Source organism: Streptomyces sp. NBC_01429 (genome assembly GCF_036231945.1).
Taxonomy (GTDB): domain Bacteria; phylum Actinomycetota; class Actinomycetes; order Streptomycetales; family Streptomycetaceae; genus Streptomyces.
This window is the reverse complement of sequence record NZ_CP109599.1, coordinates 6,629,464-6,653,109: the sequence shown is the minus strand read 5'-3', so window position 1 is coordinate 6,653,109 and position 23,646 is coordinate 6,629,464. Positions and strand designations below refer to the sequence as shown.

Genomic DNA, 23,646 nt, shown 5'->3' with positions numbered 1-23,646 from the left:
TCATGCCGCACAATCGTCGGCCCAGGGCCAGGACCTGCGGAAACGGGACTCCTGCTCGACCTGGCCGGCCGGGCGGAGCCGCCCCTGCCCGCGTGAACCACCCGGGACGGCCGGGCCGGAGCCCGGAACCCAGAGCACAAGACCGGAGCCGATGCCGTGAACTCCCCGACCACCAGCGCGTTCGACCTTCCCGACCGCCTCTCCCCCAAGGCCGACCCGACGCTGACCGCCCGCGACGAGCGGCACTTCGCGGCTGTCGCGCGGTGCCTCGATCAGTCGATCACCGACCTGTCCGACCGTCTCGACGCCGCGCTCAGGACGCCCGGCGGCATAGGTCGGCAGGCGATGGACCGGGACCTGGAGATCCACCGGCTGACGGCCCGCCTGCGCACACTGCGCCGCTTCGGACTGGACCTGTGTCTCGGACACATGGCGGGCGCTGACGGCGCCGAGCCCGTGTACGTCGGACGGCTCGGCCTCAAGGACAGCGCGGGCCGCCGGCTGCTGCTCGACTGGCGCTCCCCTGCGGCCGAGCCGTTCTTCGGAGCCACCCACGCCAACCCGATGGGGCTGGCGAGCCGCCGCAGGTATCGCTGGACCGGAGGCAGGATCAGCGACTACTGGGACGAGGTGTTCACCTCGGACGGGTTCGCCGGGCACGCCGCGCTCGACGACCAGTCCGCCTTCATCGCCGGCCTGGGCGGCCACCGGTCGGCACGGATGCGGGACGTGCTCGGCACCATCCAGGCCGACCAGGACGCCATCATCCGCGCGGGATCGCGCGGCGCGCTCGTCGTCGACGGCGGTCCCGGTACGGGGAAGACCGTCGTCGCCCTGCACCGCGCCGCCTATCTCCTCTACTCCGACCCGCGCCTCGGGCACCGCCGGGGCGGCGTGCTGTTCGTCGGTCCGCACCAGCCCTACCTGGGGTACGTCGCCGATGTCCTCCCCAGCCTCGGCGAGGAGGGCGTACAGACCTGCACCCTGCGCGACCTCGTCGCCGAGGGGGCCGGGGCAGTGGCCGAGGCCGACCCGCGGGTGGCCCGCCTGAAGTCGTCCGCGCGGCTGGTGGAGGCGATCGAGACGGCCGTCAGGTTCTACGAGGAGCCGCCCGCCAAGGGGATGACGGTCACGACCCACTGGTCCGACATCCGGCTGAGCGCCGACGACTGGGCGCTGGCGTTCGAAGCGGCGGAACCCGGCACTCCGCACAACGAGGCGCGCGACCTGATCCGGGAGGAGCTGCTCACGATCCTGGTCGACAGGCACGACGGCGACGTCCCTGCCGACCTGCTCCGCGCGTCGCTGCGGCGGGACGGGGAGCTGGCCGCGGCCTTCGACCGCGCGTGGCCGCTGCTCGAAGCGGCCGACCTGGTCGGGGACCTGTGGTCGGTCCCCGCCTATCTGCGTATGTGCGCGCCCTGGCTCGGCCCCGACGACGTATCCCGGTCGCGGCGGGAGAACGCCCAGGCATGGACGGTGTCCGACCTGCCCTTCCTGGACGCGGCACGGCAGCGGCTCGGCGATCCGGCGGCGTCGCGGCGCAGGCGCAGGAACGCGGCCGCTGTCGCCGCCGAACGCGCGCGCAGGGCCGACGTCATCGACGGACTGCTGGAGAACGTCGTGATCGACGAGAGCGAAGGCGCGGTGGGGATGCTCCGCGGCCAGGACATACAGGAGACCCTGGTCGACGGGACCGCGTCCCCCGGCACCGAACCCGACCCGCTGGCCGGCCCGTTCGCGCACATCGTCGTGGACGAGGCCCAGGAACTGACCGACGCGCAGTGGCGGATGCTGCTGCTCCGGTGCCCGTCCCGGAGCTTCACCATCGTCGGGGACCGCGCCCAGGCCAGACACGGGTTCACGGAGTCGTGGCGGGAACGGCTGGAGCGGATCGGGCTCGACCGGATCAGCCTGGCCTCGCTGAACGTCAACTACCGGACGCCGGAGGAAGTCATGGCGGAGGCCGAGCCGGTCATCCGGGCCGTGCTGCCGGACGCCAACGTGCCGACCTCCATCCGCGGCGGCGTCCCCGTCGTCCACGGATCCGCCGCGGATCTGGGCACCGTCCTCGACACGTGGCTCGCCGCACATGCCGACGGGACCGCCTGTGTCATCGGCGATCCCGCGTTCCGGCCGACATCGCGCGTCCGGTCACTGACCCCGGAGCTGTCGAAGGGGCTCGAATTCGACCTGGTCGTCCTCGTCGACCCGGAGTCGTTCGGCGAGGGCGTCGAGGGAGCGGTCGACCGCTATGTCGCGATGACCCGAGCGACCCGGGAACTCGTCGTCCTCACCAGTTCCTGAGAGTCCCTGACGCGTTCCCGGCGCGTTCCCGGCGCGTTCCCGGCGCGTTCCCGGCGCGTTCCCGGCGCGTTCCCGGCGCGTTCCCGGCGCGTTCCCGGCGCGTTCCCGGCGCCGCTCGGAAAGAACGGCGCGTGACCAGAACGCGCGTCACTTCTTGGCGGCGGCCCAGGCGTGCTGTATCACCAGGTCGGCCTTGACCTCGGAGAGCTGGACGGCGACGGCCGACGGGGCCGTGCCGCCCCGGCCGTTGCGGGAGGCCAGGGCGCCGGGGACGTTGAGGACCGAGCGGACGTCGGGGGTGAGGTGCTCGGAGATCTTGGCGAACTGGTCGTCCGACAGCTCGTTCAGCTCGATGCCCAGCACCTCGCACTCCTTGACGCACTCCCCCGCGACCTCGTGCGCGACCCGGAACGGCACACCCTGCCTGACCAGCCACTCGGCGATGTCGGTGGCGAGGGAGAAGCCGGCCGGGGCCAGGGCCTCCATCCGCTCCCGGTGGACGGTCAGGGTCGCCATCATGCCGGTGAAGGCGGGCAGCAGGACCTCCAGCTGGTCGCAGGAGTCGAAGACCGGCTCCTTGTCCTCCTGGAGGTCCCGGTTGTACGCGAGCGGCAGGGCCTTCAGCGTGGCCAGCAGCCCGGTCAGATTGCCGATCAGCCGGCCGGACTTGCCGCGCGCCAGCTCCGCGATGTCCGGATTCTTCTTCTGCGGCATGATCGACGAGCCGGTGGAGAAGGCGTCGTGCAGGGTGACGAAGGAGAACTCCTTCGTGTTCCAGAGGATGATCTCCTCGGCGATCCGCGACAGGTTGACGCCGATCATCGCCGTGACGAAGGCGAACTCCGCGACGAAGTCGCGCGAGGCGGTGCCGTCGATGGAGTTGCCCACCGAGCCGCGCTCGAAGCCGAGGTCGGCGGCGACCGCCTCGGGGTCGAGCCCGAGCGAGGACCCGGCCAGCGCGCCGGAGCCGTACGGGGAGACGGCGGTGCGCTTGTCCCACTGCCGCAGCCGCTCCGCGTCCCGGGACAGCGACTGCACATGCGCCAGCATGTGGTGCGCGAACAGGACGGGCTGCGCGTGCTGGAGGTGCGTACGGCCCGGCATCGCGACCTCGGAGTGCGCCTCGGCCAGACCGACCAGCGCGTCCTGGAGGTCGGCGATCAGACCGCCGACGATCCTGGCGTGGTCGCGCAGATACATCCGGAAGAGCGTGGCGACCTGGTCGTTACGGGACCGGCCGGCCCGGAGCTTGCCGCCGAGGTCGGCGCCGAGCCGCTCCAGCAGCCCGCGCTCCAACGCCGTGTGGACGTCCTCGTCGGCGATCGTGCCGGTGAAGGAGCCGTCGGCCACGTCCGCTTCGAGCTGGTCGAGACCGGCCACCATGCGGGTCAGCTCGTCGGCGGTGAGCAGCCCGGCCTTGTGCAGCACCCGGGCGTGCGCGCGGGAGCCGGCGATGTCGTACGGCGCGAGCCGCCAGTCGAAGTGGACCGACGCCGAGAGGGCTGCCAGGGCGTCCGAGGGCCCGTCCGCGAACCGGCCGCCCCAGAGCCGGACATCACCGTTGTTGCTGCTCACTGCTGCGCTCCTTGGAGAGATCAGGGGAGAGTGCGGCCGCCTCTCCCCGCCACGGGGGATCGAATGTATCGCCAGCGGGCCAGCTCGTGCTTGACGGTGACGTTCACTGCCAGGCATAACCATGCATTGCTCCGCATGATTCGTCAATCTCGGAGAACTTTCGGAGATCTTCCGGGCCCGGTTGAACGTAGGGGCGCGCCGCCTCGTACCCCCCACCGAACGCAGGCGCCGCGTTGGTCAACCGAGGGAGAGCCGTCCGGTCACCGCCGGACGGACCCCTCGCTCCTCCCCTGATCCGAGTGAGGTTCCGCATGTCCAGGGCTCTTCCGAAGTACAACAAGCGCCGTGTCGTCATCGCCGGCGGCGCCGCCGCGGTCGTGCTGTCCGGAGCGGTGATCGTCGGCAACGCCATGGCCGGTGAGGGGCAGAGCGGCGAGACGAAGGCCGCCTCGCCCGGAACGGTGAGCTGCCCGGCCGTCGCGGCGAGCCTGCCCGCGATCCCCGCCTCGGCCCAGGCCGAGATCGACCGCAACCTCGCGCTGCTGGAGACCCAGATCGCCGAGGCCAACCAGCGGCTGATCAACACGGTCGGCCAGGGCGGCCCCAACTTCGTCCAGAACGCGATCGTCGGCCCGCTGAAGGACAAGCGCGTCGCCACCATCAACCGCATGGCCACCGCGATCGGCCGCACCGCCGCCAAGCCCGAACTGCCGGTCGACTCGCTCGCCACCTGCACCCTGAGCACGGCGGGCGGCGGCGAGCAGACGCCGAGCGCCCCAGCCACGACCCCGCCGGCCGCCGGCGAGGGGAACAACGGGAACGCGGGGAACGACGGCGGAACGGGCAACGGCGGGGAGACCGGCAACGACGGCGGCGGGAACACCGGCGCCGCCGGTACGGTCAACTGCCCGGCCGTCGCCCCGAGCCTGCCCGCCATCCCCGCCTCGGCCCAGGCCGAGATCGACCGCAACCTCGCGCTGCTGGACACCCAGATCGCCGAGGCCAACCAGCGGCTGATCAACACGGTCGGCCAGGGCGGCCCCAACTTCGTCCAGAACGCGATCGTCGGCCCGCTGAAGGACAAGCGCGTCGCCACCATCAACCGCATGGCCACCGCGATCGGCCGCACCGCCGCCAAGCCCGAACTGCCGGTCGACTCGCTCGCCACCTGCACCCTGAACAGCTGAACAGCTGACGGGCTGACCAGCAGACGCGGGGACCGGCCGGCCGACCGGCCGGTCCTCGCATCGTGATGCGCGCTCCGGTCCGTACACGATGGTCCGCGCGCTCCGAAGATCCGCGTGCGCGCGGCGACCGGCTGAACGCGGGCCGCGTTCGGCGCAGTGCGGGGGCTGCCGGGAGGCCGGGTCCGGGCCCGCCGCATACGGTCCTGCCCATGCGCACCGCTCTCGCACTCGCCGCCGCCCTGCTCACCGTCGTCACCGGCACGACGGCCGCCCGTGCCGCCGTGCCGGAACCCGCCGCCGGAGACTCCACCCAGCTGATCACCGCGGAGGCTCCGGACGCCTCCGCGACGACCGGCCGGCTGACCTGGTGGGACCGGCGCGACGACCGGTGGGTGGCGGCGGGTTCGGCCCCGGCGCGCTTCGGCGCGGGCGGGCTGGTCGACGGCGCGCACCGTACCCAGGGCACCTCGACCACCCCGACCGGGGTGTACGACCTGCCGTACGCGTTCGGCATCGCGCCCGAGCCCGCCGGGACGCGGTACGGCTACCGCCCGGTGACCGAGAGGTCCTGGTGGTGCCAGGACAACCGCTCGCGCGCGTACAACCGCTGGGTGGAGGGCCTGCCCGCGGACTGCCGTGCGGACGAGGCCGAGCACCTCGCCGACTACACGGCGCAGTACGACCTCGCCCTGGTGATCGGCTTCAACTACGACCGGCCGGTGCGCGGCCGGGGCGCCGGGATCTTCCTGCACGTCAACGGCGCGGGCGCGACCGCCGGTTGTGTCTCCGTACCCGAGGAGTCGATGCGCGCCGTCCTGGCCTGGGCCGATCCGGCCCGGCACCCGCGTATCGCCATCTCCGTGCGGGAGCCGACCGCTTCGTAGCCCGACGGCACGGACGCGCGCGCGTTCCGGCCATCACTCCGAGTATGCGAACGCCGTGGTTGAACCCACCGCCGCTCAAATCCGTATCGCCCGGCACGGAGGAAGAGTTGAGGTGCAGTTCCCGTGGCGATGATGCACAACGGCAGGGCCGCTCGGCGGCAGACCATGCGCGCGATCCGCCCGCAGCGGTCGGGGGCGCTGCCCCTGCTGGTGGCGTGCTGGGCAGGGGCGGCGGCCGTCATGGCGCTGTGGTGGCAGAACACCCTGGTCGTACGGATGGACCTGGCGGAATGGCTGACCGGGGCCGGCCGGCTGACCGGGCTGCTCAGCGGCTACGCGATCGCGATCGTCATCCTGCTGATGGCCCGCGTCCCGGCGCTGGAGCGGCGCGTGGGCTCCGACCGGGTGGCGCGGTGGCACGCGATCTGCGGAAGGTACTCGGTCAGTCTGCTGATCGCCCATGTCGGGCTGATCATCGGCGGCTACTCGGTCCAGTCCGGCACCGGGTTCGCCGACCAGACCGTCAGTGTCGTCACCGAGTTCCCCCGGATGATCGAGGCGGCCATCGGGACCGTGCTGTTCCTGGTGATCGGCTTCGTCTCGGTGGGGGCGGTGCGCCGCAAGGTCCGCTACGAGACCTGGTACTACCTCCATCTGCTCACCTACGCGGCGGTCTACCTGACCTTCTGGCACCAGCTCGCCACCGGCGCCGAGTTCGTGGGGAACGCGACGGCCAGGACGGCCTGGTACGTGCTGTACGGCGCTGCGGGCGCCCTGTTGCTCTGGTACCGCGTGCTGACCCCGGTCCGGCTCAACCTCGGCCATCGGATGCGGGTCGAGTCGACCGTGTACGAGGCGCCCGGAGTCGTCTCCGTACTGATCACGGGGCGCCGGCTGCACCGGATCGGCGCCCAGCCGGGCCAGTTCTTCCGCTGGCGGTTCCTCACCGACGGACTGCGCTGGAGCTCCAACCCGTACTCCCTGTCGGCGCCGCCGAGGCCCGATCTGCTGCGGATCACGGTCAAGGCGAACGGCGAGCACAGCGAGGCCCTGTCCCGGCTGGAGCCGGGCACCCGGATCTGGGCGGAGGGCCCCTACGGGGCGATGACGGCAGCCCGGCGCAGTCAGGAGAAGGTGCTGATGATCGCGGGCGGCGCCGGGATCACGCCGATGCGGGCGCTGTTCGAGACGCTGCCCGGCGAGCCCGGCGATCTGACGCTGCTCTACCGGGCCAGCAAGACCGAGGACCTGGCGCTCTGGCGCGAGCTGCGCGAGATCGCGTCGGCGCGCGGGGCGCGGCTGCTGTACGCGGTCAACGGGCCCGACGGTGTACGGCCCGAGATCACCCCGGCGCGGCTGCGCGAGCTGCTGCCGGACATCGGTGACCACGACGTCTATGTCTGCGGGCCGACCGGACTCGCCCGTCAGTCGTACGAGGCCCTGCGCGAGGCGGGCGTGCCCACCCGCCGTATCCACCACGAGTCCTTCGAGATGTGAGGCAGTCGATGAAGAGGAAGCACCCGCTCCGGCGGATCATGATCGGTGTCGCCGCTACCGCGTCGGGCGTCGTCCTGCTGCTCGCCCTGAAGCAGCCGGGGGGCACCCCGGTGGCCGGGGCCGCCGCTCAGACCGGCACCGGGGTCTCGGCCACGGCGGGCGGTCCGAGCGGGGCCCCGGGCGGGCAGACGGTGCTGGGGGACGCGGTGGACACCCAGTTCGGGCCGGTCCAGGTCCAGATCACCCTGAACGACGGCAGGATCGTCAAGGCGGAAGCGGTCCAGGCGCCCAAGGCGGACGCCCGCAGCCAGTCCGTCACGGCGGACGCGGTGCCCAAGCTGAACCAGGCGGCGCTCACCGCGCAGAGCGCCCAGGTCGACGCCGTCTCCGGCGCCAGCTACACCAGCAAGGGCTACCAGGAATCCCTCCAGAGCGCCCTCGACAAGGCGGGTACGGGGGCCGGGGCGGGTGCGGCCACGGGTACGGAGGCGCCGGCCGACCCGAGCGAGGGCGCGGACACGAGCGCGGGAGCGGACGGGGACGGGAACGGGGGCGCCGACACCGGTGGCACGACCGGCGGCACGACCGAGACCGCCGCGCCGGAGGCCGGGGCGCGGACCGTGCTGGGTGACGCCGTGAACACCCAGTACGGCCCGGTGCAGGTACAGGTCACCGTGGAGGGCGGCCGGATCACCCGGGCCGAGGCCGTCCAGGCGCCCAAGGCCGACGCCCGCAGCCAGTCCGTCACCGCCGACGCCGTACCCAAGCTCAACCAGGCGGCGCTCACCGCGCAGAGCGCCCAGGTCGACGCCGTCTCCGGCGCCAGCTACACCAGCAAGGGCTACCAGGAATCCCTCCAGAGCGCCCTCGACAAGGCGGGCCTGTGATCGAGTCCGACAGCGCGACCGCCGCTCCGGTGCGCCATGTCGAGGAGTCGATGGGCACGGTCTTCTCGTTCGACATCCGTGGGGTGACGGACGAGGCGCGGGTCCGCGCCGGGCTCCAGGCGGCCGTCGCCTGGCTGCACCGCGCCGACGAGATCTTCTCCACGTACCGCCCCGACAGCCAGATCACGCGGCTGGGCCGGGGGGAGCTGGAGCTGTCGGCGTGTGTGACCGAGGTGCCCGAGGTGCTGGAGCTGTGCGCCGGGGCGGAGCGGGAGAGCGACGGGTGGTTCACCGCCGGCTACGCGGGCGGTCTGGACCCGACGGGCCTGGTCAAGGGCTGGGCGGTGGAGCGGGCCGTCCGGATGATCACGTCGTCCGGGGCCGGCTCGGTGTGCCTCAACGGCGGCGGCGACATCCAGCTGACCGGCGGCCCCTGGCGCGTGGGCATCGCCGATCCGCTGCGCCCCGGGACGCTGGTGACGGTGGTGGCGGTCCAGGACGGCGGTCTCGGCGTGGCCACCTCCGGCCCGGCCGAGCGCGGCTGCCACATCGTCGACCCGCACACCGGCGCGGCCCCGGCCGACGGACTCGCCTCGATCACCGTGGTCTGCCCGGACGGGCTGACCGCGGCGGACGTGCGGGCGACGGCCGCGTACGCCATGGGCGGGCGGGCCCGCGACTGGCTGGAGGCGCTCCCCGGCACCGAGGGCTTCGCCGTCACCTCCGACGGCGCCACCTGGGCGACCAGCGGCTTCCACCGTTACACCGCCGAGGCGCGCGCGTAGCCCGGCGCCCGCGGGCGCCGGGCGGGCCGGGCGGGCCGGGCCGGGCGGCCGGCGGAACAGCCGCTCAGCGGTCGTTCTGCGCCAGCTTCAGCATGTGGTCGGCGAGCGCCTGCCCGCCCGCCGGGTCACGGCTGATCAGCATCAGCGTGTCGTCGCCCGCGATGGTGCCGAGGATGTCGCTCAACTCGGCCTGGTCGATGGCCGAGGCGAGGAACTGGGCCGCGCCCGGCGGGGTGCGCAGCACGACGAGGTTGGCCGACGCCTCGGCGGAGATGAGGAGTTCACCGGCCAGCCGGCGCATCCGCTCCTCCTTCGCCGACTCGCCCAGGGGCGCGTGGGGGGTGCGGTAGCCGCCCTCGCTGGGGACCGCGTAGATCAACTCGCCGCCGGTGTTGCGGATCTTCACCGCGCCCAGTTCGTCCAGGTCGCGGGAGAGCGTCGCCTGAGTGACGCTCAGCCCGTCGTCCGCGAGCAGTTTCGCCAGCTGGCTCTGCGAGCGCACCGGCTGCCGGTTCAGGATGTCGACGATCCGGCGGTGGCGGGCGGTTCTGGTCTGCGGCACGGACTGCCCGCCGTGCTCGTTCTCCTGGGCCTCGGTCATCGTCGTCTCATTCCCCTGATCGTCCTTCCGCGTACGCCTCGTCGAGGATGCCGGGCAGCGCCCGGAGCAGCGCGTCCACCTCGCCGTCGCCGATGATCAGTGGCGGCATCAGCCGTACGACATCGGGGGCGGGCGCGTTCACGAGGAACCCGGCACCCTGAGCCGCCTGTTGCACCTGGGGCGCGAGCGACTCGGTGAGCACGATACCCAGGAGCAGCCCAGCGCCACGGACGTGGGAGACCAGCGGGTGGCCGAGGGCCTCGGCCTCGGCGCGTACCCGCTCGCCGAGGCGCTTGACCTCGTCGAGGCGTCCGTCGGCCGCCAGTGTGTCGAGTACGGCGAGTCCGGCGGCGCAGGCGACGGGGTTGCCGCCGAACGTGGTGCCGTGCTGGCCGGGCTTGAGGAGATCGGCGGCGTCCCCGAAGGCGAGGGTGGCGCCGAGGGGCAGGCCGCCGCCGAGTCCCTTGGCGAGGGTGACGACATCGGGCTCGATGCCCTGGTGGGCCTGGTACTCGAACCAGTTGCCCGTCCGGCCGACGCCCGTCTGGACCTCGTCCAGGACGAGCAGGGTGCCGGTCGCGCGAGTGATCTCCCTGGCCGCTTCGAGGTAGCCCTTGGGCGGTACGACCACCCCGTTCTCGCCCTGGATCGGCTCGATGATCACGAGCGCCGTCTCCTCGGTGACGGCGGCCCGCAGCGCCTCGGTGTCTCCGTACGGCACGTGCGTGACCTCGCCGGGCAGCGGCAGGAACGGCTCCCGCTTGCCGGGCTGGCCGGTGAGGGCGAGCGCGCCCATGGTGCGGCCGTGGAAGCCGCCCGTGGTGGCGACCATGTGGCTGCGGCCGGTGAGCCGGCCGATCTTGAAGGCCGCTTCGTTGGCCTCGGCGCCCGAGTTGCAGAAGAAGACGCGTCCCGGCCGGCCGGAGAGCTGGATCAGCCGCTCGGCCAGCGCGATGGGCGGCTCGGCGAGGAAGAGGTTGGAGACATGGCCGAGGGAGGCGATCTGGCCGGAGACGGCCTCGACGACGGCGGGGTGGGCGTGGCCGAGGGCGTTGACCGCGATTCCGCCGACGAAGTCGGTGTACGGGGTGCCGTCGGCGTCCCAGACCCGGGCGCCCTCGCCGCGTACCAGGGCCAGGCCGGGCGTGCCGTAGTTGTCGGCCATCACGTTCTGCCAGCGCTGCGAAAGCTCCTGGTTGCCGCTCACTTCGTGCTCCCTTCCGGTCCGTCCGGCACGACCATCGTGCCGATTCCCTCGTCGGTGAAGATCTCCAGCAGGATCGAGTGCTGGACCCGTCCGTCCAGTACGCGCGCGGTGGTGACGCCGTTGCGCACGGCGTGCAGACAGCCCTCCATCTTGGGCACCATGCCGCTGGACAGCTCGGGCAGCAGCTTCTCCAACTGGCGGGCGGTGAGCCGGCTGATCACGTCGTCGCTGTTGGGCCAGTCCTCGTACAGCCCCTCGACATCGGTGAGGACCATCAGCGTCTCGGCGCCCAGGGCGGCGGCGAGCGCGGCGGCGGCCGTGTCGGCGTTGACGTTGTAGACGTGTCCGTCGTCGGCGCTGCGCGCGATGGACGAGATGACCGGGATGCGGCCGTCCGCGAGCAGCGCCTCGATGGCGCCCGTGTCGATCTCGGTGATCTCGCCGACCCGGCCGATGTCGACCGGTTCGCCGTCGATGAGCGGCCGGTGCCGGGTCGCTGTGATGGTGTGCGCGTCCTCGCCGGTCATGCCGACGGCGAGCGGGCCGTGCTGGTTGAGCAGCCCGACCAGCTCGCGCTGGACCTGGCCGGCCAGCACCATCCGTACGACGTCCATGGCCTCGGGTGTGGTGACCCGCAGTCCGGCCTTGAACTCGCTGACCAGGCCGTGCCGGTCGAGCTGCGCGTTGATCTGGGGGCCGCCGCCGTGCACGACGACGGGCTTGAGACCGGCCTGCCGCAGGAAGACGACGTCCTGGGCGAAGGCGGCCTTGAGTTCCTCGTCGATCATGGCGTTGCCGCCGAATTTGATGACGACGGTTTTGCCGTGGTGGCGGGTGAGCCAGGGCAGCGCCTCGATGAGGATCTGCGCCTTGGGCAGCGCGGTGTGCTTGCGGGCGGTCATGAGCTGTACGCGCTGTTCTCGTGGACGTAGTCGGCCGTCAGGTCGTTGGCCCAGATGACGGCCGACTCCGTACCGGCCGAGAGGTCGGCGGTGATCCGTACCTCGCGGTAGCGCATGTCGACCAGGTCGCGGTCCTCGCCCACCGAGCCGTCCTTGCAGACCCATACGTCGTTGATGGCGACATTGAGCCGGTCGGGGTCGAAGGCGGCGGCCGTGGTGCCGATGGCGGACAGGACGCGGCCCCAGTTGGGGTCCTCGCCGTGGATGGCGCACTTGAGGAGGTTGTTGCGGGCGATGGAGCGGCCCACCTCGACGGCGTCGTCCTCGGTCGCGGCGTTGATCACCTCGATGCGGATGTCCTTGGAGGCGCCTTCCGCGTCACCGATCAGCTGGCGTGCCAGGTCCGCGCAGACGGTACGGACGGCCTCGGCGAACTCGTCGTACGCGGGGGTCGCGCCGGAGGCGCCGGAGGCGAGCAGCAGCACGGTGTCGTTGGTGGACATGCAGCCGTCGGAGTCGACGCGGTCGAAGGTGGTGCGGGTGGCGGCGCGCAGCGCGGTGTCCAGCGCCGGGGTCTCGATGTCGGCGTCGGTGGTGAGGACGACGAGCATGGTGGCGAGGCCGGGGGCGAGCATGCCCGCGCCCTTGGCCATGCCGCCGACGCTCCAGGCCACTCCGTCGCTCTCGCCGCCGGCGACGGCGGTTTTGTGCACGGTGTCGGTGGTCTTGATGGCGATCGCGGCCTTCTCGCCGCCGTGCGCGGACAGCTCGGTGGCGGCCTTCCCGATGCCGGGCAGCAGCTTGTCCATGGGCAGCAGCAGGCCGATCAGACCGGTGGAGGCGACGGCGATCTCACCGGCGCTGTGCCCCTCCAGCACGGCCGCCGCGTGCTCGGCGGTGGCGTGGGTGTCCTGGAAGCCCTTCGGTCCGGTGCAGGCGTTGGCGCCACCGGAGTTGAGGACGACGGCGGTGACGGCGCCGCCCTTGAGCACCTGCTCGGACCAGAGGACCGGGGCGGCCTTGACGCGGTTGGAGGTGAAGACGCCCGCGGCGGCGCGGCGCGGACCGTTGTTGACCACGAGGGCCAGGTCGGGTCCGCCGTTCTCCTTGATTCCGGCCGCGATGCCCGCCGCCGTGAATCCCTTCGCTGCGGTGACGCTCAAGGTGCCACTCCGATCGTGGAGAGTCCGGTGTCCTCGGGGAGTCCGAGGGCGATGTTCATGCTCTGCACCGCGCCGCCGGCGGTGCCCTTGGTGAGGTTGTCGATGGCGCTGATCGCGATGACGCGGCCGGCGTGCTCGTCGTACGCGACCTGGACCTGCGCGGCGTTGGAGCCGTACACGGACGCGGTGGCGGGCCACTGCCCCTCGGGGAGCAGCCGGACGAACGGCTCGTCGGCGAACGCCTTCTCGTAGGCGTCCCGTACGTCCTGGGCGGTGGTGCCGGGGCGTGCCCTGGCGGAGCAGGTGGCGAGGATGCCGCGCGGCATGGGGGCGAGGGTGGGGGTGAAGGACACGGTGATCCGCTCCCCCGCCGCGGCGCTGAGGTTCTGGATCATTTCGGGGGTGTGCCGGTGGCCGCCGCCGACGCCGTACGGCGACATGGAGCCCATCACCTCGGAGCCGAGCAGATGCGGCTTGGCTGCCTTGCCCGCGCCGGAGGTGCCGGAGGCGGCGGTGATGACGGCCTCGGGCTCGGCGAGACCGGCCGCGTACGCCGGGAAGAGCGCGAGCGAGACGGCCGTGGGGTAGCAGCCGGGCACGGCGATCCGCCTGCTCCCGGCCAGCGCGGCGCGCCCGCCCGGCAGCTCGGGCAGCCCGTACGGCCAGGTCCCGGCGTGCGGGGAGCCGTAGAACCGCTCCCAGTCCGCCGCGTCCCGCAGCCGGAAGTCGGCGCCCATGTCGACGACGAGCACATCGTCGCCGAGCTGCTCGGCGACGGCGGCGGACTGCCCGTGCGGCAGCGCGAGGAACACCACGTCGTGCCCGGCGAGCACCTCGGCGGTGGTCGGCTCCAGCACCCGGTCGGCCAGCGGCGCCAGATGCGGCTGAAGCCCGCCGAGCGGCTGGCCCGCGTTGGAATTGCCGGTGAGGGCTCCGATCTCGATCCCGGGATGACCGAGCAGCAGCCGGAGCACTTCCCCGCCCGCGTATCCGCTCGCCCCGGCCACGGCGGCGCGAAGAGCACGTACAGCCATCGAAAAATCCTCCTCGGTAATGGCATGACTATACGTACGTACGCAGTTTTATGCAACGGGTGGCGCGGGGGCGCCCCGCGGACATCGGGGAGCGGTTGATCTCCACCCCCGATGTCCACCCATGGGTCCAGGTGCTCCGGGCCTCGTCGCAGCAGTCTTGGGGCATGACAACGACCGAGTGGATCACCGATATCGCCCTCGTCCTCATCGTCTTCCGGCAGCTGCGGGAAGGCCGGCTCGACCTCAAGTCCTTCCTGATCCCGCTGGGGATCGTGGCCTTCGTGGCCCACTCGTACCTGGACAGCGTTCCCACCGCGGGCAACGACCTGGTGCTGATCGGGGCCCTGATGAGCGTGGGTGCCGCGCTCGGCGTCGCCGGTGGCGTCTACACCCGGATCCGGACGGTCGGCGAGCACGTCCTGATCAAGGCCGGTGCGGTGTCGGCGATCCTGTGGGTCGTGGGCATGGGGGCGCGGATCGGTTTCCAGATGTGGATCGAGCACGGCGGTGGCGCCGACGACGTCGCCCGGTTCAGCATCGCCCACCAGATCACCAGCGACCAGGCTTGGGTGGCGGCGTTCGTGTTGATGGCAGTCACCGAAGTGGTCACCCGGCTGGCCACGATCTTCATACGGAGCCGGACCCGGACGGCGACCCGCCCCGTGCCCGTCTTCGACCGTACGGCCTGACCGTGCGTAATGTTCTGCCCGTGTCCGCGACCGAGAGCGCCCCGCCCCCCGGAAAGGCCGCGACCCGGGGGGCGGGCCCGCGGCCGGTTCCCGGACAGGATCCGCGGGTGCAGTGGGTGCTGACCCTCGCGGTCGTCGTCGCCGGAATCCTGACGATCCGGCCCATGGGCCTCAGCGGCCGGGGGCTGGCCGTCGCCGTCCTCTTCGTGATCAACTCCGCGGCGCTGCTGGCCCGGCGGCTGCCCGAGAACAGGGTCCCCAAGCACCTCGCTCTCGTCTGGCTGACCCTCGGCATCGTCGCCGCGGCCGCCCTGATCGGCGTCAGCCGCAGCGGAACGGGCTACCTTTTCGCCTTCTTCCTCGCCGGTCACATCGGATACCGGCTGGAGACCAGGCCCGCTCTCGTTCTCGCGGGGATGTGCAGTCTGCTCTGCGGCGGTGTCCTGTACTTCCACCTCGGTCCCGGGCACCACCTGCTGCCCTGGGCCCTCGGCCTCTCCACCGGCGCGCCGGTCCTGGTCGGCATCATCAACCGCGGTCAGCGCCGGGCCGTACTCGCGGCGATCGTGGCGGCGGAGTCGGCCGAACGCGCCGCCCGGGCCGAGGCCCGGACCGCCGTGCTGACCGAGCGCGGCCGGATCGCCCGGGACGTGCACGACGTCCTGGCGCACTCGCTGGCCGGGATCAACATGCAGCTGGAACTGGCCGACGCGCTGATCGACACCGGTGACCTGGAGAAGGTCCGGGAGGCCAACGACAAGGCCCACGGCCTGGTCAAGGAGAGCCTGAAACAGGCGCAGTGGACCGTGCACGCGCTGCGCGAGGACTCGCTGCCGCTGCTGGAGAGCCTGACCGCGATGCTCGAATCGTCGGGCCACCGTGACGCTCTCACCGTCACCGGAACCGTCCGTGAGGCGCCGGCCCGGGTGACCCAGAATCTGCTGCGGATCGCCCAGGAGGCGCTGACCAACGCCGCACGGCACGCTCCCGGGGGAGATGTCGGTGTGGAGCTGACGTTCGCCGTCTCGTCGACCACACTGAGGATCCGCAACCGCCCCGCCACCCGTGAGGTGAACGCGGGCGTCGGCAGCGGAATGGGGTTGATCGGCATGCGCGAACGCGTCGCCCTGCTGGGCGGAACCGTCACCACGGGCCCGGTCACCGAGGGACCGGACCAGGGCGGCTGGCAAGTGGAGGCAGTGATCCCGGGATGAGTGGACCGACCGAGAAACCGCAGCGGTTGAGGGTGATCGTCGCCGACGATCAGGCCGCCGTCCGGGAGCCGCTCGCCGCGGTCCTCGGGCTGTCCGAGGACATCGACGTGGTCGCGGCCGCCGCGGACGGGAGCGAGGTGCTGACGGCTGTCGCCTCCGGGCCGGTGGACGTCGTGCTGATGGACCTGCGCATGCCCGTGATGGACGGGATCGAGGCGACCCGTCGGCTGGGCGAGGAGTACCCGGAGGTGGCGGTGGTGGTGCTGACCACCTTCGCCGACGACGAATCGATCCTGGGCGCGCTGAGCGCGGGGGCCCGGGGCTACCTGACCAAGAACGCGGGGCGCCAGGACATCATCCGGGCGATCCGGGCCGCCGCCGCCGGTCAGTCCGTACTCGACCGCGAGGTCCAGGACCGGCTGCTCGCCACCGTCAGGACCAAGGCGCCGGTGCCGGGACAGTCCCTGCCCGAAGACCTCACACCCCGCGAACGCGAGGTACTCACGCTGATCGGCCGGGGCCTGCCCAACCGGGGCATCGCCGAGAAGCTCTTCATCAGCGAGGCCACGGTCAAGACCCACATCAACAACCTCTTCGCCAAAGCGGGGATCCGCGACCGGGCCGACGCCGTCCGTCGAGCCATCGAGGCGGGCCTGGCCTGACCTGCGCGCCCGCGTGCCCGCGTGCCCTTTGGAGCATGAGGCCGTTAGGGGTGTCGCGGACGCACTCGGCGTCCCGGCCGGAAGGATGCCCCATGTCCATGAAGCGCGTTGCCCGCCGCCTGCTGGTGCTGACGGCCACGGCGGCCACCGGTACGGGCGCGTTGAGTGTTCCGGCCGTCGCGAGCACGAACATCCTGGCGGCCGGCAATGCCGGCTACGACACCACGATGATCAACGAGGACCCTGAGGTCACGGCGGTCGGCGCGACGGCTTACGGCAGCGGGGTGGGCGGCGGTCCGGTCCAGCTGCCGGTGGACAGCCCCCAGAACCGCGGCGGCGGGGGCAGCCTGCTCTTCTCGGATCGCCGGCTGAAGACCGACGTGACCGCGGTGGTCTGGGAGCGATGAGCCACCGGCGGCTGCAAGGAGCCTCGGCCAGGACGACGAAGTCGCGGCCCCGCGAGCCCGGAGCCCTTGGGACGGCCGGAGTCCTTGGGACGCCCGGAGCCCTTGGGACGGCCGGAGCCCTTGGGACGGGCAGCACGGTGGCGGGCGGCCCCTTCAGCCCTTGACGGCCGCCGCGATCCGCAGCGCGGCCTGGTCGGGCGTGAGGTGCGTGGTGTCGACGACCTCGGCCTCGGCGTGCAGCCATGTGCGGGCCGCCTCGGCGTAGGGCTCCAGGTATTTGAGACGGAACGGGGAGTCGGGACCGAGAACGGTGTCGCCCGCGATGCGCCCGCGAAGGGTCTCCTGGTCGGCGTGGAGGACGAAGTGCCTTACCGGAATGGCATGTTGGGCGAGGCCCGCGCTGATCTCGCGCCAGTACCGCTCGACCAGGACAGTCATGGGCATCACCAGAGTGCCGCCGGTGTAGTCGAGTACACGGCGGGCGGTCTCGACCACGAGCGGCCGCCACGGCGGCCAGTGCTGGAAGTTGTCCGTCCCGGGCAGCCCGGGGGTGATGTCCATGAGTGTCTCGCCGACCTTCTCGGCGTCGAACACCCGGGAATCCGGGATCAGCTGCTGCACGAGTGCACTGGTCGTCGTCTTGCCTACGCCGTGGGTGCCGTTGAGCCATACGATCATGGGGCCCCACGCTAGCGCGGCGCGGGCCGCGGGAACGGGCACCGCGGAGCAGCGGCACGGCGTCGGTCTTTTTCCGGACGGCATTCTTTCCGGACGGCATTCTCCGGGACTTGTTCCGGACGGCTTTCTCCCGGACGGCTTTCTCCGGACAGCCCCTAGGAGGCGGCCTGGCTCAGGGCAGGGTCGGTGCGCCAGACGACGGCGAGTTCGGACAGCGGTACGCCCAGTACCTCGCTGAGCCGGACGACGGTACCGAACGCGGGCGTGGGCAGCCGGCCGGTCTCGATCTTGCGGAGGGTCTCCGGCGAGATCTCCGCCGCCAGGGCCACTTCGACAGGGCTGCGTCCGGCCCGGGCGGAGCGCAGCGCGGCCCCGAGGCGTCGGCCCGCCTCGATCTGTTCGGGGGCGAGCGGATAGCGAACCATGCGCACATGCTAGAGCGGCGGATGTCCGGCGGCAACCATCCCGCGCTCTGGTATAAATATACCTGTCGGTCGCCCCTGGAATCGAGGATCGCAGTGATCGAGCACAAATCCCCCCAAGACATCGAACGCATGCATGTCACCGGCCAGTTCCTCGGCCAGGTACTGGCCGAACTCGGCAACCTCGCCGCGGTAGGCGTCAACCTGCTGGACCTGGAGCACCACGCGCGCCGCCGGATCAAGGAGCGCGGCGCGGAGTCCTGCTACTGGGACTACGAGCCCTCGTTCGGCAAGGGTCCGTTCCGTAACGTGGTGTGCCTCTCGGTCAATGACGCCGTGCTGCACGGACTGCCGCACAGCTACACGCTGCGCGACGGTGATCTGCTGACCATGGACATGGCGGTGGTCATCGACGGCTGGGCCGCGGACTCGGCCCACTCCGTCGTCGTCGGCACCCCGGCCGCGGAGGACCTGCGGCTGATCGAGGCCACCGAGGTCGCCCTGGAGGCCGCGATCAAGGTCGCCCAGCCGGGCAACAGGCTCGGCGACATCTCGGCGGCCATCGGCAGGGTCGCCGCCGAGTACGGCTACCCGGTCAACCTGGAGTTCGGCGGCCACGGCATCGGCCGCACCATGCACGAGGACCTGCACATCCCCAACGACGGTCGCCCCGGGCGCGGTTGGAAGCTGCGACCCGGCCTGACGATCGCGATCGAGCCCTGGTTCGCCGCCGGTACCAACAAGATCGTCTTCGACCCGGACGGCTGGACGATCCGCTCGGCCGACGGCTCGCGCACCGCTCATTCCGAGCACACGGTCGCCATCACCGAGACCGGCCCGCTCGTACTCACCCGGCGCCCCGGGAGCGACAGGGAACGGACGGACCGGCGGGAGTCATCGGCGCCCGGACGCTGACGGCATCCGGCTTCAGAGGCCGCCTGCCGGAGCGCCCAGCTCACAACGACACAGATGATCAACCATCTGATTCTCCCGGGACTGGCCGAGCCGCCGCGGCTGGGCGAGGGTCTTCGCAAGAGGGTTCTCGTGCCCTCGAACCGCTGCCGCGCCGGGCGCCGCGGCGTACTTTCGGGAGAAGGAAGAATCCATGCGTGCCCTTGTGGTCGATCACAGCGAGGCCGGCCCCGTCCGGTTCGCCGATGTCGACGAGCCGAAGCCGTCAGCCGGTGAGGCACTGGTCGAGATCCGGCACATCGGTCTCAACCTCGGCGAGCTGAAGTACGCGGAACAGTGGCCGGCGGGCGCTGTGCACGGTCACGACGCGGCCGGCGTCGTCGTGCGCGCGGCCGCCGACGGCTCGGGACCGCCGGAAGGCACTCGTGTCGCGCTCGGGATGGCCCCGTACGCCTGGGCGGAGCGGGTAGCGGTCAGTCCTGAGTGGCTCGGCACCGTGCCCGAGGGCGTGGAGTCGGCCGACGCCGCCGCACTGGGGGTCGCCGGGGTCACCGCGCTGCGCGTGCTGCGGAGGAGTTCCGTGCTGGCGCGCCATGTTCTGATCACCGGCGCCGGCGGCGGGGTGGGGCACTTCGCCGTCCAGCTGGCCGCCCTGGCGGGCGCGCGGGTGACGGCGCTCGTCGGCTCTCCGGACAGGGCCGCCGGGCTCCGGGAACTCGGGGCCGGGCGTGTCATGTCCGACCTCGCCGATATCGAGGACCAGTTCGACTTCGTCCTGGATACGGTCGGCGGGCCGCGTCTCGCCCAGGTGTGGGGTCTCCTCGCCGAGGGCGGCGCCATCCATCTGGTCGGCCTCGCCTCGGGCCAGGACACCACGTTCCCCCAGGGATCCCTGTTCGGATTCGGCGAGCCCCGCACCATCAACACGTACGGCGACATGTCGCCGACCAGTAAGGACATGACGGATCTGCTGGGCCTCATGGCCGCCGGGAGACTGTCGGCGCGGATCGGGCTGCGGGGCGACTGGAAAGCGGTGGACGACGCCATCGGCGCGCTGTTCGCGCGGAAGGTGCACGGCAAGATCGTCCTCAATGTGACCTGACGACACCGCGCCCGTTCCCGCATGACGGCATCCGCGAATACGCGGGGGCCCGCCGGGGGTGGGACGAGAATGGACCCATGGACGTGCTCGCGGAAGCCTTGCGTGTCTCGGGCGCGCGGGGAGCGCTCGGCTTCATGCTGGAGGCCGGGGAGACCTGGGGGCTGTGGCTGGACGACTACCCGGGGGCGGCCCTGCACGTGGTGGCCCGCGGAACGCCGTGGTTCCACATCGCGGGCGAGCGCCCCGTACAGGCGCGGGCCGGGGACGCCGTCCTGCTGTCACCCGGCACCGCACACGGCATAGCCAGCGGTCCCGACGTGACGATGGGCGCCTGCGACGTGGAGTCGGCGGCCCGGGCCCGCGCCAACGGCAGCGTCTACCGGCTGGGCCTGCCACCGGCCCGGACGGAACTGATCACCGTGCACTACGAGCAGGATCCGGCGGTGAGCACCCCCGTACTCACCGCGCTCGCCCGGCCGATGCACATCGAAGCGCGCGAGAACCCCGGGCTCGAAAGGACCATCGAACTCCTCACCACGGAACTCGCACAGCCGCGGATCGGCACCACCGCCGCGGTCAACAGCATCGTCGACCTCCTGCTCATCCAGTTCATACGCGCCTGGCTGGCCCGCGCTCCGCGGGAACGGTCCGGCTCGTGGCTGGGCGCGATGCGCGACCCGGTCGTACGCGACGCCCTGGCGTGTATCCACGCTGAACCGGAACGCCCGTGGACCACGGAAACCCTGGCCACCACGATCAGCGTCTCCCGGGCGACGCTGTCCAGGCATTTCCGGGCCGCCCTCGGACAGACACCGGGCGCGTATGTGACGCAGTGGCGCATGGACCTGGCGTCCCTCCGGCTCCGCGACACCGACGAACCGGTCGAGGCGATATCCGGCGCGGTCGGATACGGATCCCCGCACGCCTTCAGCCGGGCCTTCCGCCGGGCGCGCGGCATGGCACCCGGCGAGTACCGCACCCACCTCCGCGCTCGGACGGGCCTCGGCCGGTAGAGCCACGGGGCCGGTAGAACCACGGGCCGACGCGGTGGCCGATGCCCCATCGGGGCCACCTGCCGGTCCGCCCACGCGGTCCGACCACGAGAGACGACGAAGGGCAAAGAGGGTTTCCCTCTCCTTGCCCTTCTCAACGTATAGCGCACCGGGGGGCTTGCGGCAAGGCCCCCGTCGTGGAGCAGAATGACCGGCCACGGCCTGGATCTGCGGAAACAGCGGATTCGAGAGGTACATGCGCTTCTGTTGGCGTATGCCGAGACCCGACGCGCGGGCGCGGGCGCGCGCCGATGGAGCGCGCGGGACGGCCGGCCGACATCCAATCTCGTGTGAATGGGCGTTTTGATGATTGACGTGATCGTGGTCGGCGGCGGACCGACCGGCTTGATGCTGGCCGCAGAGTTGCGGCTGCACGGCGTGCGCGTGCTCGTACTGGAGAAGGAGGCGGAGCCGACCGGTTTTGTCCGCGCGCTCGGCCTGCATGTGCGCAGCATCGAGGTGATGGACCAGCGCGGACTGCTGGAGCGGTTCCTCGCGCACGGCCGGCGGTACCCGGTCCGCGGTTTCTTCGCCGCCATCGACAAGCCCGCGCCGGACCGGCTGGACACCCGCCATCCCTACGTCCTCGGCATTCCGCAGCCCACGACCGATCGTCTGCTGGCCGAGCGCGCCACCGAGCTGGGCGCCGAGATGGAGCGCGGCCGCGAGCTGGTCGGGCTGAGCCAGGACGACCACGGGGTGACCGCCGAGCTGGCCGACGGCACGCGGCTGCGCTCGCGCTACCTCGTCGGCTGCGACGGCGGCCGCAGCACGGTGCGCAAGCTGCTCGGCGTCGGCTTCCCCGGTGAGCACTCCCGGGTCGAGACGCTGCTGGGCGAGATGGCGGTGGCCGAGGATCCGGCGACGGTCGCCGCCGTCGTCGCCGAAGTCCGCACGACCCAGAAGCGGTTCGGCGTCGGGCCCTTCGGGGACGGGGTGTACCGCGTCGTCGTGCCCGCCGAGGGGGTGGCCGAGGACCGCTCGGTCCCGCCGTCCCTGGAGGAGTTCAAGGAGCGGCTGCGGGCAGTCGCCGGCACCGACTTCGGCGTGCACTCCCCGCGCCGGCTGGCCCGGTTCGGCGACGCCACCCGGCAGGCCGAGCGCTATCGGACCGGCCGGGTACTGCTGGCGGGCGACGCGGCGCACATCCACCCGCCGGTGGGCGGGCAGGGGCTCAACCTCGGCGTCCAGGACGCGTTCAACCTCGGCTGGAAGCTCGCCGCCGAGGTCAACGGCTGGGCACCGGACGGTCTGCTGGACAGCTACCACACGGAACGGCACCCGGTGGCGGCCGACGTACTGAACAACACCCGCGCGCAGATGATGCTGCTGTCCACCGAGCCGGGCCCCCTGGCGGTGCGCGCGCTGCTGTCGGAGCTGATGGACTTCGAGGAGGTGAACCGGCACCTCGTCGAGAAGATCATCGCGATCGGGATCCGCTACGACTTCGGCGAAGGGGATCCCGAAGGGGCGGACGGAGACGGCACGGGGCACGGCACGGGGCACGAGCTGCTCGGCCGGCGGATACGGGACATGCGGCTGAAGCGGGGGCGCCTCTACGAGCTGACGCGCGGCGGCCGCGGACTGCTCCTCGACCAGACCGGCCGGCTATCCGTGGCGGGCTGGGCGGACCGGGTCGACCATGTCGTCGACGTCAGCGAGGAACTGGACGTGCCCGCGGTGCTGCTGCGGCCGGACGGCCATGTGGCGTGGGCCGGTGAGGACCAGCGGGAGCTGCTCGACCGGCTGCCGAAGTGGTTCGGCGCCGCCACCGGCACCTGAGAACGAGCCCCGGGACGGGGTATGAGCGCACGCGGCGCCGGGACGCGGTACGGCCCCGGCGCCGTGGCCTTGGGCTAGATGCCGAACGGTGCGGCGTAGTGGACGGTTCCGCCGGGCAGCGGATGGTCGGCGTCGAGGGCGAGGGCCATCATGGCCTCGTCCGGGACGTCGATGTCGAGCCCGATGCCGTACGCGGAAGCGCGCGTGAAGCCGAACCGCGGGTAGTACGCCGGGTGCCCGAGGACGGTGACGAAGCGCTCGCCCCGCTCCCCGGCGGCCCGCAACGAGGCACGGACCACGGCCGAGCCGGCGCCGGTCCTCTGGTACTCGGGCCGCACGGCGACGGGGGCCAGGCACAGGGCCGGGGTGTCGCCGATGCGGCAGCGGGTCAGCAGCGCGTGGCCGATGATCCCGCCGCCCGGGTCGGTGGCGACGACGGACAGCCCGTCGATCCACGCGGGGCCGGCGCGCAGGGCGTCGACGAGGTCGGCCTCCAGTGGAGTGTCGAACGCGGCGAGGACGACGGCGCGAATGGCGGGGATGTCGGCGCCGGTCTCGGCGCGCGTGATCCAGTTGATACTCATGGTGGACGAGGTCCGTTTCGTGTGGGTCCGTCAAGGTGTCGCCCCGCGAGCCGAGGCTCCTGGCGTGCGGCGAGGAGTGAGCCCCGGGGGGTGAGGTCAGGCCATGTCCCGGA

Annotated in this window: 23 protein-coding genes; 14 read left to right on the top strand and 9 right to left on the bottom strand. The window is 72.0% G+C overall.

Features of this window, described 5'->3' with window-relative positions:
- The first annotated feature begins 156 nt into the window (after nt 1-156).
- Nucleotides 157-2,307 (top strand): RNA polymerase recycling motor ATPase HelR, encoded by a 2,151-nt coding sequence (gene helR / locus OG627_RS29360; protein ID WP_329070188.1) that lies wholly within the window; start codon nt 157-159, stop codon nt 2,305-2,307.
- A gap of 147 nt (nt 2,308-2,454) precedes the next feature.
- Here helR and argH read toward each other — a convergent pair whose 3' ends face one another.
- Entirely contained in the window at nt 2,455-3,882 is a 1,428-nt protein-coding gene (argH, locus tag OG627_RS29355) for an argininosuccinate lyase (RefSeq protein ID WP_329070186.1), read from the bottom strand.
- Between the two features lie 311 nt (nt 3,883-4,193).
- Here argH and OG627_RS29350 point away from each other — a divergent pair, with 311 nt between their 5' ends.
- From OG627_RS29350 to OG627_RS29330, 5 genes are all read left to right on the top strand, one after another.
- Entirely contained in the window at nt 4,194-5,069 is an 876-nt protein-coding gene (locus OG627_RS29350; protein WP_329070184.1) for a hypothetical protein, read from the top strand.
- A 209-nt stretch (nt 5,070-5,278) separates the two neighbouring features.
- Nucleotides 5,279-5,953, top strand: a complete 675-nt coding sequence (locus OG627_RS29345; protein ID WP_329070182.1) for a L,D-transpeptidase family protein — start codon at nt 5,279-5,281, stop codon at nt 5,951-5,953.
- 129 nt (nt 5,954-6,082) lie between these two features.
- Complete coding sequence (locus OG627_RS29340; protein ID WP_329073080.1) at nt 6,083-7,450, top strand: ferredoxin reductase family protein; 1,368 nt, start codon at nt 6,083-6,085, stop codon at nt 7,448-7,450.
- A gap of 8 nt (nt 7,451-7,458) precedes the next feature.
- Complete coding sequence (locus OG627_RS29335; protein ID WP_329070180.1) at nt 7,459-8,337, top strand: FMN-binding protein; 879 nt, start codon at nt 7,459-7,461, stop codon at nt 8,335-8,337.
- 50 nt (nt 8,338-8,387) lie between these two features.
- On the top strand, nt 8,388-9,122 hold the full coding sequence (locus tag OG627_RS29330) for an FAD:protein FMN transferase (protein ID WP_329073078.1): 735 nt from the start codon (nt 8,388-8,390) through the stop codon (nt 9,120-9,122).
- A 64-nt stretch (nt 9,123-9,186) separates the two neighbouring features.
- Here the strand turns inward: OG627_RS29330 and OG627_RS29325 are convergent, their stop codons facing one another.
- The 5 genes from OG627_RS29325 to argC are packed head-to-tail and all read right to left on the bottom strand — an operon-like array spanning nt 9,187 to nt 14,029.
- Nucleotides 9,187-9,723, bottom strand: coding sequence for an arginine repressor (locus OG627_RS29325; protein ID WP_329070178.1), 537 nt, complete (start codon nt 9,721-9,723; stop codon nt 9,187-9,189).
- Between the two features lie 7 nt (nt 9,724-9,730).
- Nucleotides 9,731-10,930, bottom strand: coding sequence for an acetylornithine transaminase (locus OG627_RS29320; protein ID WP_329070176.1), 1,200 nt, complete (start codon nt 10,928-10,930; stop codon nt 9,731-9,733).
- The gene (argB, locus tag OG627_RS29315) at nt 10,927-11,832 is read right to left on the bottom strand and encodes an acetylglutamate kinase (RefSeq protein ID WP_329070174.1); all 906 of its coding nucleotides are present in this window, start codon (nt 11,830-11,832) and stop codon (nt 10,927-10,929) included. Before argB ends, OG627_RS29320 begins: the two co-directional genes overlap by 4 nt.
- A complete protein-coding gene (argJ, locus tag OG627_RS29310) occupies nt 11,829-12,995 on the bottom strand; it encodes a bifunctional glutamate N-acetyltransferase/amino-acid acetyltransferase ArgJ (RefSeq protein WP_329070172.1) in 1,167 nt (388 codons plus the stop codon). Before argJ ends, argB begins: the two co-directional genes overlap by 4 nt.
- Nucleotides 12,992-14,029: an N-acetyl-gamma-glutamyl-phosphate reductase gene (gene argC / locus OG627_RS29305; protein WP_329070170.1), complete on the bottom strand. Its 1,038-nt coding sequence runs from the start codon at nt 14,027-14,029 to the stop codon at nt 12,992-12,994. Before argC ends, argJ begins: the two co-directional genes overlap by 4 nt.
- Before the next feature lie 164 nt (nt 14,030-14,193).
- Here argC and OG627_RS29300 point away from each other — a divergent pair, with 164 nt between their 5' ends.
- The 4 genes from OG627_RS29300 to OG627_RS29285 all read left to right on the top strand — a co-directional run bounded on the left by OG627_RS29300 (nt 14,194) and on the right by OG627_RS29285 (nt 17,001).
- Nucleotides 14,194-14,718 (top strand): hypothetical protein, encoded by a 525-nt coding sequence (locus OG627_RS29300; RefSeq protein ID WP_329070168.1) that lies wholly within the window; start codon nt 14,194-14,196, stop codon nt 14,716-14,718.
- 107 nt (nt 14,719-14,825) lie between these two features.
- A complete protein-coding gene (locus OG627_RS29295; protein WP_329073076.1) occupies nt 14,826-15,932 on the top strand; it encodes a sensor histidine kinase in 1,107 nt (368 codons plus the stop codon).
- Nucleotides 15,929-16,594 (top strand): response regulator transcription factor, encoded by a 666-nt coding sequence (locus OG627_RS29290; protein WP_329070166.1) that lies wholly within the window; start codon nt 15,929-15,931, stop codon nt 16,592-16,594. The genes OG627_RS29295 and OG627_RS29290 overlap by 4 nt, the downstream gene beginning before the upstream one ends.
- 92 nt (nt 16,595-16,686) lie before the next feature.
- Nucleotides 16,687-17,001: a hypothetical protein gene (locus OG627_RS29285; RefSeq protein WP_329070164.1), complete on the top strand. Its 315-nt coding sequence runs from the start codon at nt 16,687-16,689 to the stop codon at nt 16,999-17,001.
- A 153-nt stretch (nt 17,002-17,154) separates the two neighbouring features.
- Here the strand turns inward: OG627_RS29285 and OG627_RS29280 are convergent, their stop codons facing one another.
- Nucleotides 17,155-17,679, bottom strand: a complete 525-nt coding sequence (locus tag OG627_RS29280) for an ATP-binding protein (protein WP_329070162.1) — start codon at nt 17,677-17,679, stop codon at nt 17,155-17,157.
- Nucleotides 17,680-17,834: 155 nt separating this feature from the next.
- Nucleotides 17,835-18,104 carry a helix-turn-helix transcriptional regulator gene (locus tag OG627_RS29275; protein ID WP_329070160.1) on the bottom strand — a complete coding sequence of 90 codons (270 nt, stop codon included), beginning with the start codon at nt 18,102-18,104 and terminating at the stop codon, nt 17,835-17,837.
- 93 nt (nt 18,105-18,197) lie between these two features.
- On the opposite strand from OG627_RS29275, the gene map reads away from it, so the two are divergent.
- The 4 genes from map (at nt 18,198) to rox (ending at nt 22,949) form a co-directional block, all read left to right on the top strand.
- Nucleotides 18,198-19,016, top strand: coding sequence for a type I methionyl aminopeptidase (map, locus tag OG627_RS29270; protein WP_329070158.1), 819 nt, complete (start codon nt 18,198-18,200; stop codon nt 19,014-19,016).
- 190 nt (nt 19,017-19,206) lie between these two features.
- Nucleotides 19,207-20,115 carry a zinc-binding dehydrogenase gene (locus OG627_RS29265; protein ID WP_329070156.1) on the top strand — a complete coding sequence of 303 codons (909 nt, stop codon included), beginning with the start codon at nt 19,207-19,209 and terminating at the stop codon, nt 20,113-20,115.
- A gap of 77 nt (nt 20,116-20,192) precedes the next feature.
- Entirely contained in the window at nt 20,193-21,128 is a 936-nt protein-coding gene (locus OG627_RS29260; RefSeq protein WP_329070154.1) for an AraC family transcriptional regulator, read from the top strand.
- A 345-nt stretch (nt 21,129-21,473) separates the two neighbouring features.
- Entirely contained in the window at nt 21,474-22,949 is a 1,476-nt protein-coding gene (gene rox / locus OG627_RS29255; RefSeq protein WP_329070152.1) for a rifampin monooxygenase, read from the top strand.
- A 74-nt stretch (nt 22,950-23,023) separates the two neighbouring features.
- On the opposite strand, the gene OG627_RS29250 is transcribed toward rox, so the two are convergent.
- Nucleotides 23,024-23,533 carry a GNAT family N-acetyltransferase gene (locus OG627_RS29250; RefSeq protein ID WP_329070150.1) on the bottom strand — a complete coding sequence of 170 codons (510 nt, stop codon included), beginning with the start codon at nt 23,531-23,533 and terminating at the stop codon, nt 23,024-23,026.
- Nucleotides 23,534-23,646 lie beyond the last annotated feature (113 nt).